Raw genomic sequence first — 14,358 nt, forward strand, 5'->3', positions numbered from 1 at the left:
GCGCCCCTCACTTCGGATGCCTGAGGCGCGGATTGGCGACGATGGCGGCAATGTCGGCGATGATGTTGAGGCCGATATAGACGGCAGCGAAGATCAGTCCGACCGCCTGCACCACCGGCACGTCGCGCTTGGCGACATGGTCGACGAGATATTGCCCCATGCCGGGATAGACGAAGATCACCTCGATGACGACGACGCCGACGATGAGGAAGGCGAGGTTGAGCATGACGACGTTGATCACAGGCGCGATCGCGTTGGGAAAGGCGTGCTTGCGGATCATCTCGAAGGGCGACAGGCCCTTGAGCTCGGCGGTCTCGATATAGGCCGACTGCATGACGTTGAGGATCGCCGCCCGGGTCATGCGCATCATGTGGGCGAGCACCACCAGTGTCAGTGCGGTTGCCGGCAGGGCGATCGCCCGCATCCGTTCGAGGAACGGCATGCCGTCATAGACGGTGGAGATGCCCGGGAAGATCTGCCATTTCACCGCGAAGAAATAGACGAGCAGGTAGCCGACGAAGAACTCCGGCAGCGAGGTCGAGGCCAGCGCCAGGCCGGAGATGGTCTTGTCGATCCAGCCATTGCGGTAACGCACGGCGAGCAGGCCGAGGATGATGGCCAGCGGGATCGACACGATGGCTGCCCAGAAGGCGAGGAACAGCGTGTTCCACAGCCGCCCGCCAATGGCATGGGCAATGTCCTGCCGGCTCGACAAGGCGGTGCCGAGGTCGCCGGTCAGGACGCCGCCGAGCCAGCGGAAGTACCTGACATAGGCAGGGGCATCGAGACCGAGTTCCTCACGCAGATTGGCCAGCGCCTGCGGCGTGGCCGACTGGCCGAGAATGGATTGGGCGACGTCGCCGGGCAGGATCTGGGTGCCGGCGAAGATCAGGACCGAAACGGCCAGGAGCAGCAGAAGGCCCAGCGCAATGCGCTGGGCTATCAGTTTCAGGATCGGATTGGACATGCGCTCGATGCCTTTGTCAGGCGTTGAGCCAGCACTTGGACAGTGCGTAGCCGCCCATCATCTCCTGGTTGCCGTCATCGACCCAGCCGCCGACCTTGGCGCTGGTGGCATCGATGAAGTCGTTGAACATCGGCGTGATGACGCCACCTTCGTCGCGGACGATCTGGCCCATGTCGGCGTAGATCTTCTTGCGCTTCTCCGGATCGAGTTCCGAACGGGCGGCAAACAGCATCTTGTCGAAGTCCTCGCGCTGGAAGCGCGTGTCGTTCCACTCGGCCTTCGAATAATAGGCGGTCGAGTACATCTGGTCCTGGGTCGGGCGTCCGCCCCCAGTAGGAGGCCGAGAAGGGCTGTTTGTTCCAGACTTCCGACCAGTAGCCGTCGCCGGGCTCGCGCTTGACCTCGAGCGTGATGCCGGCCTTGGCTGCACTTTGCTGGTAGAGCTGGGCGGCGTCGACGGCACCGGGGAAGGCAACGTCCGAGGTGCGCAGCAACACCGAGCCGGAATGGCCCGACTTCTTGTAGTGGAAGGCGGCCTTTTCCGGATCGAACTTGCGCTGTTCCATCTCGGTGAACAGCGGATAGGCCTTGTTGATCGGCGTGTCGTTGCCGACCGAGCCATAGCCCATCAGGATCTTCTGCAGCATCTCCTCGCGGTCGAGCGCATATTTCAGCGCCAGCCTGAGATCGTTGTTGTCGAAGGGGGCGGTGTTGCAATGGGCGATGAAGACGTAGTGGCCGCGGCCGGCGACGTTGCGGATGACCACGCCGGGCACACGCTTGATCAATTCGACGATCTTTGGCTCGACGCGGTTGATGATGTCGACCTGGCCGCCCTGCAATGCGGAGGTGCGGGCCGTGGCGTCGTTGATGACGATGATCTCGATCTGGTCGGCGAAGCCGCGGTCGTCGCGCCAGTAATTGGCGAACTTCTCGGCGCCGAGCCGCACGCCGGCCTCGTTGACGGTGACCTTGTAGGGGCCGGTGCCGATGCCGGCGTCGGGCTTGTCCTTGCCGCCATTGGGCTGGATCATCAGATGGTAGTCGTCGAGCAGGAACGGCAGGTCGGCGTTGGCGTCCTTGAGTTCGAAGACGACGTTCTGGCCGTCGGCCTTGACCGAGGCGATGCCGCCCATCAGGCCGAGCGCGCCGGATTTCGCCTTCTCGTCGGAATGGCGCTCGATGGTCGCCACCACGTCGGCCGGGGTCATCTCCTTGCCGTCGTGGAACTGCACGCCCTTGCGGATCTTGAAGGTCCAGGTCTTGGCATCGTCGGATGCGCCCCACTCCTCGGCGAGCGCCGGCTTGGGCTCACCTTCGGGCGAAATCTGCACCAGCTGCTCGCCCCATTGACGGCCGAAGAAATAGGGCACCTGGCTCGACCAGGACGCCGGGTCGAGGCTGTCGGTGGCAGCGCCACCTTGCATGCCGGCGCGCAAGATGCCGCCTTTGACGGGGCCTTCCGCCTTGGCGGCGCTGGCCAGCAAGGAGTTGGCAACGGTTGCCGCGACGCCCAGGGCCGCGGCGCGGCCAAGGAAATCGCGGCGGTTCAACTTGCCCGCGGCAACCCGGCGGCTCAGATATTCCAGTTCATTGGACATGGGAAAGCTCCTCACTCTGGCGGTCGTTATTGCTCGACTTCTGGTAGCAATATTGACCGTAACGTAAGGGCAGCGGCAAGGCCGAATGCGACATCATGTGGCGCAATCTCCACGTCGCATTTGGACCAAGGCGTCTCCGTGTCAGATGTGTCCGCGGGCGATGATTTCGTTGAAATCGCGTTCGAAAATCAGCTTCTCGCCGTCATAGGCCTCGATCCGGCCGGTGAGGTGGAAGTTTTGGCCGTCAGAACGCATTGTCGTGAAAGTTTCGGTCCGGATGGCCCAGTCGTTTCTCGACAAAGTCTGTGTCCAGTGGGTCTCGCCATGGGCAGATAACGGGTCGGACGGGTCGATTGTCCAGTGCTCGCGCGCGACATCGCCAATGACCAGGCCGTGGTCGGCATCGCGGATTTCGCCGAAGTCGTCGACGATGCTCAATGTCACCTTGCCGTCGGTGCGTTCGACCGTGCGGCTGTTGGAGGCGTCACGCAGCGTTTCGGTCTGCCAGGGTGTTGCAGCTTCCGGTTCGGCAAACGACCATTCGTTGCCTTCACCTGAGGGGCGCACCGGCAGCTCGATCGCGCCGTCATGGAGCGTCAGCGTCACCTCTTGCGGCGACGGCCAGACCAGCGGCCAGTAGGTCGAGGAGATGGCGACGCGCAGCCGGTTGCCCGGCAAGACGCGATAGGCGATGTCATCGAGCTTGAGCGTGATCTCGATGGTCTCGCCGGGAACGACATCTTCGGGAGAACTCGTGGCTGTTGCGATGGCACAGGTTGAGCACGCCATAGGTGATGCGCGTCGAGGCACCATCAGGCTGGACGTCGCAGAGCCGCACCGCGACCATGCCGTGCCGGCGATCGGCGGCAAGCTTCAGGCGGATGATGGGCGCGCCGACGATGTCGAGTGGGGCGTCGAGCACGGCACCGTCGAAACAGGCGGATTTTGCGTCGTCGACACGCTGGTCGCCAGGCAGTTCCGGCCCGAGCCAGATGGCGCAATATTCGCCGCCATCCATGCCGCAGTCCTGCGGCGAGTTGATCGCAAGCGGGGCTGCAAACGCTGCCGTCTCAGCCAACTCACCCGACGAACCGAGCGCCAGGCGCTTCGTTGCGATATCAGGCGAGGGCCATTGCTGCTCCGCGATCCAGCGGCCTGGACGCTCGAGATACCAGTCGCGCGGCGGCTCGGAGTCCATGACGTAGAGCCGCATCGCCGGGTCGTCCTCGACGCCGGTGTCGATGCCCTTGAGCCAGCGGTCCCACCAGCGCAAAGCTTCCTGGAGGAAGCCGATGGCCGGCTTGGGCACGGCGAAATGCGGATATTTGTGGATCCAGGGGCCGACGATGCCCTTGACCGGCGCCTGCACGCCCTGGACCAGACGAGACACCGCATTCTTGTAAGCGTCGCCCCAGCCGCCGATGGCCAGAACCGCCGCCTTGATCGCGGAGAAATCCTCGTTGACCGAGCCGCGTTTCCAGTAGGCGTCGCGGGTCTGGTGCCTGAGCCACACCGCCGGCAGGAACGGCTCGTGTTCCAGCCGGTCGAGCCACATGTCACGCCAGGCGTCGCCGACGAGTGCCGGGTCTGGCGGCCTGGAGGAGTAGGACAGCATGGTCGCGCCCCAACCCATGTTCTCGTTGAGCAAAAGGCCGCCCTTGTAATGGATGTCGTCGGCGTAGCGGTCGTCGGTCGAGCACAAGGTGATGACCGCTTTCAGCGCCTTGGGTTGTTTCGCTGCCACCTGCAGGCCGTTGAAGCCGCCCCAGGAGATGCCCATCATGCCGACCTTGCCGTTGCACCATGGCTGGGCCGCTGCCCATGCAATGACGTCGCAAGCGTCCTGCCATTCCTGCTCGGTGTATTCGTCCTCCATCAGCCCTTCGGAATCGCCATTGCCGCGCATGTCGATGCGGATGCAGGCATAGCCGTGGCCGGCGAAATAGGGATGGGTCAGGCAGTCACGCGTCGTCGTGCCGTCGCGCTTGCGGTAGGGCAGGTGCTCGAGGATAACAGGCACCGGGTCCTGGTCGGCATCGGCCGGCATCCACACCCGCGCCGACAGCCGCGTGCCGTCGGGCATGACGATGCCCATGTCGGGGAATTCGACGATGTCACGCGGAAATTCGGTGATGGTCTTCATGCTTGGTTCCCTGCGCCATCACTACAGCGCCGCGCGTCCTGAGGACGCGCAAAGGACGCTGTAGCGCTTAAGTCTGTGCATGATCCTTGGCCGAAAATCGACTTCGATTTTCGGGTTCATGCACTCGGCGACAGGTTGCCAAACGCAAAGTCCGTTGCATGAGCCAGGGAGCGGATTTCTCTGGCCTGTTCGCGTCAGTTCAGCGGGATGTCGTTGTCGGACTTGCTGGCCTGGTAGGTCTCCGACATCTCGTCGTAGCGCTTGGAGATCTTTGCCACGCGCTGCTCCAGCCGCTTGCGGTCGGCCTCGGGCAGTTCGCGCACCAGCTTGCGCAGCGAATAGCTCTTCCAGTAGGCGTTCTCGGCGTTGTAGCCGCCGGGCTCGAGCGTAAAGACCTCTTTCAGGATCTTGAGGTCATGCGGGATGGCGAAGCTGTCGCGCGAATCCTCGTGGCTGAACAGATAGTAGAAATTGTCGAAGCCGGCCCAGGTGATCGCCGACAGGCACAGCGAGCAGGGCTCGTGCGTCGATACGAAGATGAGGTCCCTGGTCTCGGGCCGATCCGCCTTGGGCATTTCGTAGAAGCGCTTCAGGCAGTGCATCTCGCCGTGCCAGAGCGGGTTTTCGAGCTCGTTGTTGGTCTCGGCTAGCACCAGCGAGCGGTCGTCCTTGGCTAGCAGGGCCGCACCGAACAGCTTGTTGCCCTTCGTCACGCCCTCGGCGGTCTTGGGCACGATGTCGTGTTCGATGACGTCGAACAGGCGTTCGATGAGCGAGAGTTCGGCCATGTGTCAGAAGCCTTCCGGAAGCACGATTTCATAAGGGTGCGAGAAGTGGAACTCTTCGAGATTGGGACCGGTGCCGCCGCGGTCGACGACGACGAAATCCTGGTTCTCGCCGATCGGGGTCAGCACGCCGTGCCAGAGGTTGCGCGGGTAGTTCACGCCCTGTCCGGGGGAGGTGATGAAAGCATGCGGCTCGCCCGGGCCGTCGCCGATGTCGTGGCAGACGACGACAAGATAGGGCCGCGGCGTGAGCGGAATGAAGGCCTGGCTGCCGAAGGGGTGGCGTTCGACCATCGCAAGCTTCAGCGGAAACGGGTAGGGCGTGCCCTTGAAGATGTTGATGATGACATGGCCGTCGGGGCCGGCGGCTTCGGCACGGGCGAGCGCATGGTAGCGCTCGCATTTGCCTGCATTGATCGGGTAGTGGCTGTCGCAGTTGGTGTCGATCACCTCGCCGAACTCGGCGAAGTTCTCCCGCGTCAGGGGCTTGGCCACGATCCGCTTCATCTCACCGGTCATGGCTGAGCCTCAGCGGCGCGAGGCGAACGGTGCGCCGAGCTTCATGTGGCGGTTGACGTCCTTGTAGAGCAGGTAACGGAACTTGCCCGGGCCGCCGGCATAGCAGGCCTGCGGGCAGAAGGCGCGCAGCCACATGAAATCGCCTGCTTCAACCTCGACCCAGTCATTGTTGAGCCGATAGACCGCCTTGCCTTCGAGCACGTAAAGGCCGTGCTCCATGACGTGGGTTTCGGGGAACGGGATGATGCCACCGGGCTCGAAGGTCACCACAGTGACATGCATGTCGTGGCGCAAATCATTGGGATCGACAAAGCGGGTCGTTGCCCATCTGCCGTCCGTATCCGGCATGGCGTTGGGCTCGATGTCGTTGTCGTTGAGGAACAGCGGTTCGGGCGCGTCGAGGCCGTCGACATATTCATAGGCCTTGCGGATCCAGTGGAAGCGCGTGGTCTCGGTGCCGGCATTGCGCACGGTCCAGCCGCTCGCCGGCGGCAGATAGGCGTAGCCGCCCGGCGTCAGCACATGGCTCTTGCCTGATATGGTCACCGTCACTTCGCCTTCGACGACGAAGAACACGCCTTCCGCGCCGGCATCCGGTTCCGGCCGCACGCTGCCACCGCCGGGCTGCACTTCCATGATGTATTGCGAGAAGGTCTCGGCAAAGCCCGAAAGCGGGCGCGCGATGACCCACAGCCGTGTTGCGTCCCAATGCGGCAGGAAGCTGGTGACGATGTCCGAAAACTCGCGCTTCGGGATCACCGCATAGGCTTCGGTGAAGACGGCGCGGTCGGTGATCAGGTCGGTCTGGGGCGGCAAGCCGCCTTTCGGAGCGTAGTAGGAGCGGTTTGCCATGGTCTCTTAGCTTGGAAGGAGGTCGTGGAGTCGGTACCAGGCGATGCGTTCCACCTGCTTGCAGGCGGTGGCGAATTCCTGGTCGCGGTTGTTGGCGATGCGGGTCTCGAACGCCTTGAGGATGCTCGCCTTGTCATTGTCGCGCACGGCGATGATGAAGGGGAAGCCGAATTTCTCGACATAGGTGGCGTTGAGTTCGGTGAAGCGGGTGCGCTCGGCATCGGTCAGCGCGTCGAGGCCGGCGGAAGCCTGCTCCTTGGTCGACTCGTCCGTCAGGCGCTTCGCCTGGGCCAGCTTGCCGGCGAGGTCGGGGTGGGCGGTCAGCACGCCGAGGCGCTCTGCCTCGCTCGCCGAGCGGAAGGGACGGCAAAGCGCGTTGTACAGGCCGCCGGCACTGTCATGGGCCGGGCCGAGCTCCAGCTCGAAGGCGCGTTCGGCGATCCATGGCGAGTGCTCGAAGATCGAGCCGAAGTGTTGCACGAACTCGTCGCGCGCCATGCGCGAAGGACGCAGCGCCTGCGGCTGGTAGGGATGGTGCTGCTGCCAGTGCTGGGCGATGTCCTGGCGGCGGGCCAGCCAGACCCTGTCGTGACCCTGCACATATTCGATGAAGCGGCGCAGCGCTTCGGCGCGGCCGGGGCGGCCGACAAGGCGGCAATGCAGGCCGATGCTCATCATGCGCGGACGGCCCTTCTGGCCCTCGGCATAAAGCGTGTCGAAGCTGTCCTTGAGGTAAGCGTAGAACTGGTCACCCGAATTGAAGCCTTGCGGGGTGGCAAAACGCATGTCGTTGGCGTCGAGCGTGTAGGGAATGACCAGCTGCGGGGGAATGGCGTTGCCGTGGCCGTCATGGTCGAGCCAATAGGGCAGCTCGTCGTCATAGGTATCGGAAATCCACTCGAAGCCGCCTTCGGCGGCGGCGAGACGGACCGAGTAGACCGAGGTGCGGCCGAGATAAAGACCCTTGGGGCGTTCGCCGACGACTTCGGTGTGCAGGCGAATCGCTTCGATCAGGTCGGCGCGTTCCGCAGCTTCGTCGTGATCGCGGTAGTCGATCCAGCGCAGGCCGTGCGATGCGATCTCCCAGTCGGCGTCCTGCATCGCCGCGACATGGTCGGGCGAGCGGGCAAGGGCAGTCGCCACGCCATAAACTGTTACCGGCACATTGGCCTCGGTGAACATGCGGTGCAGCCGCCAGAAGCCGGCGCGGGCGCCGTATTCGTAGATCGATTCCATGTTCCAGTGGCGCTTGCCGGGCCACTGGGCCGCACCGACGACCTCCGACAGGAACGCTTCCGAAGCGGCGTCGCCATGCAGGATGTTGTTTTCGCCGCCCTCTTCGTAGTTGACCACGAACTGCACGCAAACATTCGCGTTGCCTGGCCATTGCGGGTGGGGTGGGTTGGCGCCGTAGCCGCGCATATCTCTTACGTAACGCATGTTCCCTCAAAACCGGATTCTTGCCGGGCACTTGAGCAGAATAGCGAAAGGTGCGGCAGACATTCCCTCGAAAAATTTTGAAAGTCTTTTTGTAGTGCTCTGCTCGACCACACCTTATGCAATGGCCTTAAATGGCGCAAAATCTATGACGATGGCGTTCAGCGCCAATAGGGAGAGCGAATGACGAAGGCCGAAGGCGGACGCCTCACCACCCATGTCCTTGATACTGCTACCGGCAAGCCTGCAGAAGGCCTGGCGATTTCGCTGTTCCGCATCGAAGGCGACGTGCGTACGCTGCTGAAGAAGGTCGCCACCAATTCCGACGGCCGCTGCGATGCGCCGCTGCTCGCCGGCGACGAGTTCCTGACCGGCGAATACGAGCTGATCTTCGCGGCCGGCGATTATCTCCGCAGCCTGGGCACGGATCTGCCGAAGCCGGCATTCCTCGACATCGTGCCAATCCGCTTCGGCATGGCCGAGCGAACACATTATCATGTGCCGCTGTTGATCTCGCCCTTCGGCTATTCCACCTATAGGGGGAGCTGAGCCATGGCGACGGTCAAGACACGCAATCATATCCGCTTCATCCTCAATGGCGAGGATGTGACGCTGGGCAATGTCGCGCCCGACGCCACGCTGCTCGATTATCTCCGGCTCCAGCGCACGCTGCGCGGCACCAAGGAAGGCTGTGCCGAAGGCGACTGCGGCGCCTGCACGGTGCTGGTCGGCCGGCTCTCCGGCGGCAAGCTGGTCTATGAAAGCGTCAACGCCTGTATCCGCTTCATGGGTTCGCTCGACGGCTGCCATGTCGTGACGGTCGAGCATCTCGGCACCGGCAATGGCCAGTTGCACCCGGTGCAGCAGGCGATGGTCGATTTCCACGGCTCGCAATGCGGCTTCTGCACGCCGGGTTTCGTCATGTCGCTCTACGGCCTGTGGATGGAATCGCCTGAACCGTCCGATGCGCTGATCGAGAAGGCGCTGCAGGGCAATCTCTGCCGCTGCACCGGCTACGAAGCGATCATGCGTGCGGCGCGCGCCATCTCCGACTACGGCAAGGTCGCCAGGGATCCACTTCTCGTCGAACGCAAGGCGATCACCACCCGGCTCGAAGCCTTCAAGGATGGCACCCGCGTCGAAGTCGGCGCGGGCAAGCACCGCTTCGTCATCCCGGCCAGCGTCGACGATCTCGCCGATGTGCTGGAGGCCGAGCCGACTGCGACCGTCGTCGCCGGCTCGACCGATGTCGGCCTGTGGGTCACCAAGCACATGCGCGCCATTTCGCCCGCTGTCTTCATCGCCAATATCGATGGCCTGCACCAGCTTGAAGAGAACAAGGGCGTGATCTCGATCGGCGCCGGCGTCACCTACACCGAGGCCTTCGAGACGCTGTCGAAGCGCATTCCAGCACTTGGGCCACTGATCGACCGCATCGGCGGCGAGCAGGTGCGCAACATGGGCACCATTGGCGGCAACATCGCCAACGGCTCGCCGATCGGCGACACGCCGCCGCCGCTGATCGCGCTCGGCGCGACACTGACGCTGCGCAAGGGCAAGGTGCGCAGGACGATTTCGCTGCAGGACTTCTTCATCGCTTATGGCAAGCAGGACCGCGCGCCAGGCGAGTTCGTCGAGGCCGTGCATGTGCCGGTGCCAAACAAGGGCGAGCATTTTGCCGTGCACAAGATCACCAAGCGCCGCGACGAGGACATCACCGCCACGCTTGGCGCCTTCTGGCTGAAGCTTGCCAAGGACGGCACCGTCGACCAGGTCCGCATCGCCTATGGCGGCATGGCGGCGACGCCGAAGCGCGCCTCAATGGTCGAGGCAGCGCTCGTCGGCCAGCCATGGACCGAAGCAACGGTCGAGGCGGCGATGGCGAAATACGCCGAAGACTTCACGCCGCTGACCGACATGCGCGCCACCGCAGAATATCGCGCGCTGGCGGCAAAGAACCTGCTGTTGCGTTTCTACATGGAAACGACCGGCACCAAGGCACCGCTGCAGGTGTCGAGATACGAGGCCGCGTGAGATGACCCAGCACACTCCGAACCTCAAGGCCCAAAAGATTTCGGGCGGCGTCCACACCGACCAGCGCCATGATTCCGCGCACAAGCACGTCGCCGGCGAGGCGGTCTACATCGACGACATGCCCGAGCCCGCGGGCACGCTGCATGTCGGGCTCGGCCTGTCGAATATCGCGCATGGCACGCTGAAGACCGTCGACCTTTCGGCGGTGCGCGCAGCGCCCGGCGTCGTCGACGTCTTGACCTATGCCGATGTTCCCGGCGAAAACGACATCTCGCCGAGCGGCATGCATGACGACCCGGTCCTCGCCCAAGGCAAGGTGCAGTTCCACGGCCAGCCGATCTTCGCTGTCGTTGCCGAAACGCGCGAGCAGGCGCGCCGGGCTGCACGCCTGGCCAAAGTCGAGTATGACGAGCTGCCGGCCGTCATCAGCATCTGGGATCTCGATACCGAGAAGGACAAGCAGGTGACGACGCCGCTGACCCTCAAGCGCGGTGATGCGGCGGCAGCGATTGCCGCGGCTCCGCGCCGGATCAAGGGGCGGATGAAGCTCGGCGGCCAGGACCATTTCTACCTCGAAGGCCAGATTTCGCTGGCCGTGCCGGGCGAAGACGACGAGGTCATTGTCTATTGCTCGACGCAAGGGCCAAGCGAGACCCAGCACCTCGTCTCGCATGTGCTCGGCGTGCCGAGCCACGCGGTAACGGTGGAGGTGCGCCGCATGGGCGGCGGCTTCGGCGGCAAGGAAACCCAGGCCAACCAGTGCGCGGCGATTGCCGCCATCGCCGCCAAGAAGCACAAGCGCGCCGTCAAGGTCAGGCTCGACCGCGACGAGGACATGACCGCCACCGGCAAACGCCACGACTTCGCCATCGACTACGAGGTCGGCTTCGACGACGAGGGCAACATCCTCGGCGTCGACTACATGTTCGCGCTCAATGCCGGCTTTTCGGCCGACCTGTCGGGACCGGTCGGCGACCGGGCGCTGTTTCACTGCGACAACGCCTATTTCTATCCCAACGTGCACGCCAAGTCGGCACCGCTCTACACCAACACCGTGTCCAATACGGCGTTTCGTGGCTTCGGTGGACCGCAAGGCATGGTTGGCGCCGAGCGGGTCATCGACGAAGTCGCCTTCGCCGTCGGCAAGGACTCGCTCGAAATCCGCAAGCTGAATTTCTACGACCAGATGGGTTCTGTCGGCGAGCGCAACCTCACGCCCTATCACCAGAAGGTCGAGGACTGCATCATCCAGCGCATCGTCGCCGAGCTCGAAGAAAGCGCGCAATACGCACGGCGCCGGCGCGAGATCGCGGCCTTCAACGCCAACAGCCGCTTCATCAAGCGTGGGCTGGCGCTGACGCCGGTCAAGTTCGGCATCTCGTTTACCAAGACCGAGTCCAACCAGGCCGGCGCGCTGGTGCATGTCTATGCCGATGGTTCGGTGCACATGAACCATGGCGGTACCGAGATGGGCCAGGGCCTGCACCTCAAGGTGGCGCAGGTGGTGGCGGAAGAGTTCCAGATCGACCTTGAGCGGGTCAAGATCACCGCAACCACCACCGCCAAGGTGCCCAATACCGCGCCGACGGCGGCATCGTCGGGTGCCGACCTCAACGGCATGGCGGCGCTGGATGCGGCGCGCCAGATCCGCAAGCGGCTGACCGACTTCGCCGCCGAGAAATATCAGGTTCCGGTCGACCAGGTGGTGTTCCTGCCCAACCGCGTGCGCGTCGGCAACCAGGAGATTTCCTTCAACGACCTGGTCAAGCAGGCCTATCTCAACCGCATCCAGCTTTCGGCGGCCGGCCACTACAAGACGCCGAAGATCCATTGGGACCGTGCCAAGGGCAGGGGCCACGCCTTCTACTACTACGCCTATGGCGCGGCCTGCGCCGAGGTCTCGGTCGACGTTTTGACCGGCGAATATGTCGTCGAGCGCGCCGACATCCTGCACGACACCGGCCGCTCGCTGAACCGGGCGATCGATATCGGCCAGGTCGAGGGCGGCTTCATCCAGGGCATGGGCTGGCTGACCACCGAAGAGCTGTGGTGGGACGACAAGGGCCGGCTGCGCACGCACGCGCCGTCGACCTACAAGATCCCGCTGGCATCCGACCGGCCCAAGATCTTCAACGTCGCGCTGACCGACTGGTCGGAGGCCTATGAGCCGACGATCCACCGTTCGAAGGCTGTGGGCGAGCCGCCGCTGCCGCATGGCATGGCGGTGCTGCACGCGCTATCGGATGCGGTGGCAAGTGTCGCCGAGCACAAGATCTGCCCGCGTCTCGACGCCCCGGCAACGCCGGAGCGGGTGCTGATGGCGATCGAACGCCTGCGGGCCGAGGCGGCCCAGGCAAAGTGAGCACGACGGCCAAGAGCCTCAGGGCCTTCCTCGACGCAGCACCCGCGGTGGCGCTGGTCGAGGTGGCCGAGGCCAAGGGCTCGACGCCACGCGAAAAGGGTGCCTGGATGCTGGTGTCGCCGCAGCGCATCTTCGGCACCATCGGCGGCGGCCAGCTCGAATTCATGGCGATCGACACGGCGCGGGCGATGCTGGGCGCCGACGCCCCACCCTCCCCCTTGTGGGGAGGGTCGATCCGCGAAGCCGAGCGGGGTGGGGGTGAGGTCGCCTCCGAACATGCAGTGATTACCCCAGCCCCGGCGCCGCGCGCCGACCCTCCCCACAATCCCCACAAGGGGGAGGGTAAAGAAATCACCCTCGACATTCCGCTCGGGCCGGAGATCGGCCAGTGCTGCGGCGGTCGGGTCGAGGTCGCCATCAGCAATGTCGACGGGGCGATGCGCGCCGAGCTGCTGGCCAGTGCCGAAGCGTCCGATGCGGCGCGTCCGCATGTCCATGTCTTTGGCGGCGGCCATGTCGGCCATGCGCTGGCATCGGCCTTTGCGCTGTTGCCGCTCAATGTCGTCGTCGTCGAAACCCGCGCTGACGCGCTCGAAGGCATGCCCGACAATGTCGTCACGCGGCTGACGCCGATGCCCGAGGAGATGGTGCGCGAGGCACCCGCTGGCACGGCCTTCGTCGTGCTGACCCACGACCACGCGCTCGATTTCCTGATCGTCGCCGAGGCGCTCAAGCGCGACGACGCAGCCTATGTCGGCATGATCGGCTCCAAGACCAAGAAGGCGACGTTCAGGAGCTGGTTCCTCAAGACCGCAGGCGGCAGCGAGGCGCAGTATGCGCGGCTCGTCTGCCCGATCGGCGGCGACGGGGTCAAGGACAAGCGCCCCGCCGTCATCGCCGCGCTCGCCGCAGCCGAGATCATGACCGCGCTGGTTCTCAGGGCCAAGTGACCGGCGCGGCCTAGCTCCGGCTGGCGGCTATTCGCTTTCCTGGATGTGGGCTTCGAGGAACCACAGCGACTTGTCGAGCGCACGCGAATAGGCGGTGAAGATGTCAGCCGTATCGGCGTCTCCTGCCTCTCCCGCCTCGTCGATGGCCGCGCGCACGCTTTTGGCGGCGTCGGCATAGCGGTCGATCAGTGCCGCGATGTGATCCCTGGTCTTGGAGATATCGGTCGGGTAGGGCCTCAGCTTGCTGGCTTCGACGACGACCTGCGAGGTGCCGAGGGCAGCCCCGCCGAGCTGGGCGGCGCGTTCGGCGATGGTGTCGACGTGCTCGTCCAGGTCCTTGCGAAAACCGTCGAGCATCTCGTGGATGGCGATGAAATGCGGCCCCTTGACGTTCCAGTGCGCCTGCTTGGTGATCAGCGCCAGGTCGATCGCATCGGCAAGCCGTGCGTTGAGCAGTTCGATCGAAACCTTCTTGGCGTTGGAGTTGAGATCATTGCGCGTCGGATGCGAAATCATGGCCTGCTCCTTGATGGCTGGTCGCGTCACCCGATGGTTTCCAGGCGACGCACGCAGGCTACAACAGCCCCATGACAGTTCGGTTCCGGGCCGGCCCAGAGCGCTTGCGCTTTCTTCGAAGCGCGGAAACGCTCTATCTTCTTGTTTTTGCGCAATTCCGGACGGAAAACCGCTGCACAGTTTTCCTGGAAT

The 14,358-nt window shown here is 64.1% G+C and carries 10 protein-coding genes and 2 pseudogenes; 4 read left to right on the forward strand and 8 right to left on the reverse strand.

Going from position 1 to position 14,358, the window contains the following annotated elements:
* Positions 1 to 7: 7 nt before the first annotated feature.
* The 7 genes and pseudogenes from ACHMW7_RS10200 to puuE form a co-directional block, all read right to left on the reverse strand.
* Positions 8 to 967: an ABC transporter permease gene (locus tag ACHMW7_RS10200; protein WP_395450135.1), complete on the reverse strand. Its 960-nt coding sequence runs from the start codon at positions 965 to 967 to the stop codon at positions 8 to 10.
* Positions 968 to 983: 16 nt separating this feature from the next.
* Positions 984 to 2,568 (reverse strand): annotated as a pseudogene (locus ACHMW7_RS10205) (ABC transporter substrate-binding protein).
* A 141-nt stretch (positions 2,569 to 2,709) separates the two neighbouring features.
* Positions 2,710 to 4,711 (reverse strand): annotated as a pseudogene (locus tag ACHMW7_RS10210) (CocE/NonD family hydrolase).
* Positions 4,712 to 4,905: 194 nt separating this feature from the next.
* Entirely contained in the window at positions 4,906 to 5,499 is a 594-nt protein-coding gene (locus ACHMW7_RS10215) for a nucleoside deaminase (protein ID WP_395450136.1), read from the reverse strand.
* A 3-nt stretch (positions 5,500 to 5,502) separates the two neighbouring features.
* On the reverse strand, positions 5,503 to 6,003 hold the full coding sequence (locus ACHMW7_RS10220) for an ureidoglycolate lyase (protein ID WP_395451306.1): 501 nt from the start codon (positions 6,001 to 6,003) through the stop codon (positions 5,503 to 5,505).
* Between the two features lie 21 nt (positions 6,004 to 6,024).
* Positions 6,025 to 6,867: a bifunctional allantoicase/(S)-ureidoglycine aminohydrolase gene (locus ACHMW7_RS10225; RefSeq protein ID WP_395450137.1), complete on the reverse strand. Its 843-nt coding sequence runs from the start codon at positions 6,865 to 6,867 to the stop codon at positions 6,025 to 6,027.
* Positions 6,868 to 6,873: 6 nt separating this feature from the next.
* Positions 6,874 to 8,307 carry an allantoinase PuuE gene (gene puuE, locus ACHMW7_RS10230; protein ID WP_395450138.1) on the reverse strand — a complete coding sequence of 478 codons (1,434 nt, stop codon included), beginning with the start codon at positions 8,305 to 8,307 and terminating at the stop codon, positions 6,874 to 6,876.
* A 180-nt stretch (positions 8,308 to 8,487) separates the two neighbouring features.
* Between puuE and uraH the strand changes: the two genes are divergently transcribed.
* The 4 genes from uraH to xdhC are packed head-to-tail and all read left to right on the forward strand — an operon-like array spanning position 8,488 to position 13,650.
* Positions 8,488 to 8,853: a hydroxyisourate hydrolase gene (gene uraH, locus ACHMW7_RS10235; protein ID WP_395450139.1), complete on the forward strand. Its 366-nt coding sequence runs from the start codon at positions 8,488 to 8,490 to the stop codon at positions 8,851 to 8,853.
* Positions 8,854 to 8,856: 3 nt separating this feature from the next.
* Positions 8,857 to 10,338: a xanthine dehydrogenase small subunit gene (gene xdhA, locus ACHMW7_RS10240; RefSeq protein WP_395450140.1), complete on the forward strand. Its 1,482-nt coding sequence runs from the start codon at positions 8,857 to 8,859 to the stop codon at positions 10,336 to 10,338.
* A 1-nt stretch (position 10,339) separates the two neighbouring features.
* The gene (xdhB, locus tag ACHMW7_RS10245) at positions 10,340 to 12,700 is read left to right on the forward strand and encodes a xanthine dehydrogenase molybdopterin binding subunit (protein ID WP_395450141.1); all 2,361 of its coding nucleotides are present in this window, start codon (positions 10,340 to 10,342) and stop codon (positions 12,698 to 12,700) included.
* Positions 12,697 to 13,650, forward strand: coding sequence for a xanthine dehydrogenase accessory protein XdhC (xdhC, locus tag ACHMW7_RS10250; RefSeq protein WP_395450142.1), 954 nt, complete (start codon positions 12,697 to 12,699; stop codon positions 13,648 to 13,650). The genes xdhB and xdhC overlap by 4 nt, the downstream gene beginning before the upstream one ends.
* Positions 13,651 to 13,677: 27 nt before the next feature.
* Here the strand turns inward: xdhC and dps are convergent, their stop codons facing one another.
* Entirely contained in the window at positions 13,678 to 14,166 is a 489-nt protein-coding gene (gene dps / locus ACHMW7_RS10255; protein WP_395450143.1) for a DNA starvation/stationary phase protection protein Dps, read from the reverse strand.
* Positions 14,167 to 14,358: the final 192 nt, after the last annotated feature.

Source organism: Aminobacter sp. UC22_36, from assembly GCF_044056035.1.
Lineage (GTDB): Bacteria > Pseudomonadota > Alphaproteobacteria > Rhizobiales > Rhizobiaceae > Aminobacter.

Coding starts and splice junctions, on each gene's coding strand:
- uraH (WP_395450139.1), top strand. CDS start 8,488: ATGACGAAGGCCGAAGGCGGACGCCTCACCACCCATGTCCTTGATACT.
- ACHMW7_RS10220 (WP_395451306.1), bottom strand. CDS start 6,003: ATGAAGCGGATCGTGGCCAAGCCCCTGACGCGGGAGAACTTCGCCGAG.
- ACHMW7_RS10200 (WP_395450135.1), bottom strand. CDS start 967: ATGTCCAATCCGATCCTGAAACTGATAGCCCAGCGCATTGCGCTGGGC.
- xdhB (WP_395450141.1), top strand. CDS start 10,340: ATGACCCAGCACACTCCGAACCTCAAGGCCCAAAAGATTTCGGGCGGC.
- xdhA (WP_395450140.1), top strand. CDS start 8,857: ATGGCGACGGTCAAGACACGCAATCATATCCGCTTCATCCTCAATGGC.
- puuE (WP_395450138.1), bottom strand. CDS start 8,307: ATGCGTTACGTAAGAGATATGCGCGGCTACGGCGCCAACCCACCCCAC.
- ACHMW7_RS10225 (WP_395450137.1), bottom strand. CDS start 6,867: ATGGCAAACCGCTCCTACTACGCTCCGAAAGGCGGCTTGCCGCCCCAG.
- dps (WP_395450143.1), bottom strand. CDS start 14,166: ATGATTTCGCATCCGACGCGCAATGATCTCAACTCCAACGCCAAGAAG.
- ACHMW7_RS10215 (WP_395450136.1), bottom strand. CDS start 5,499: ATGGCCGAACTCTCGCTCATCGAACGCCTGTTCGACGTCATCGAACAC.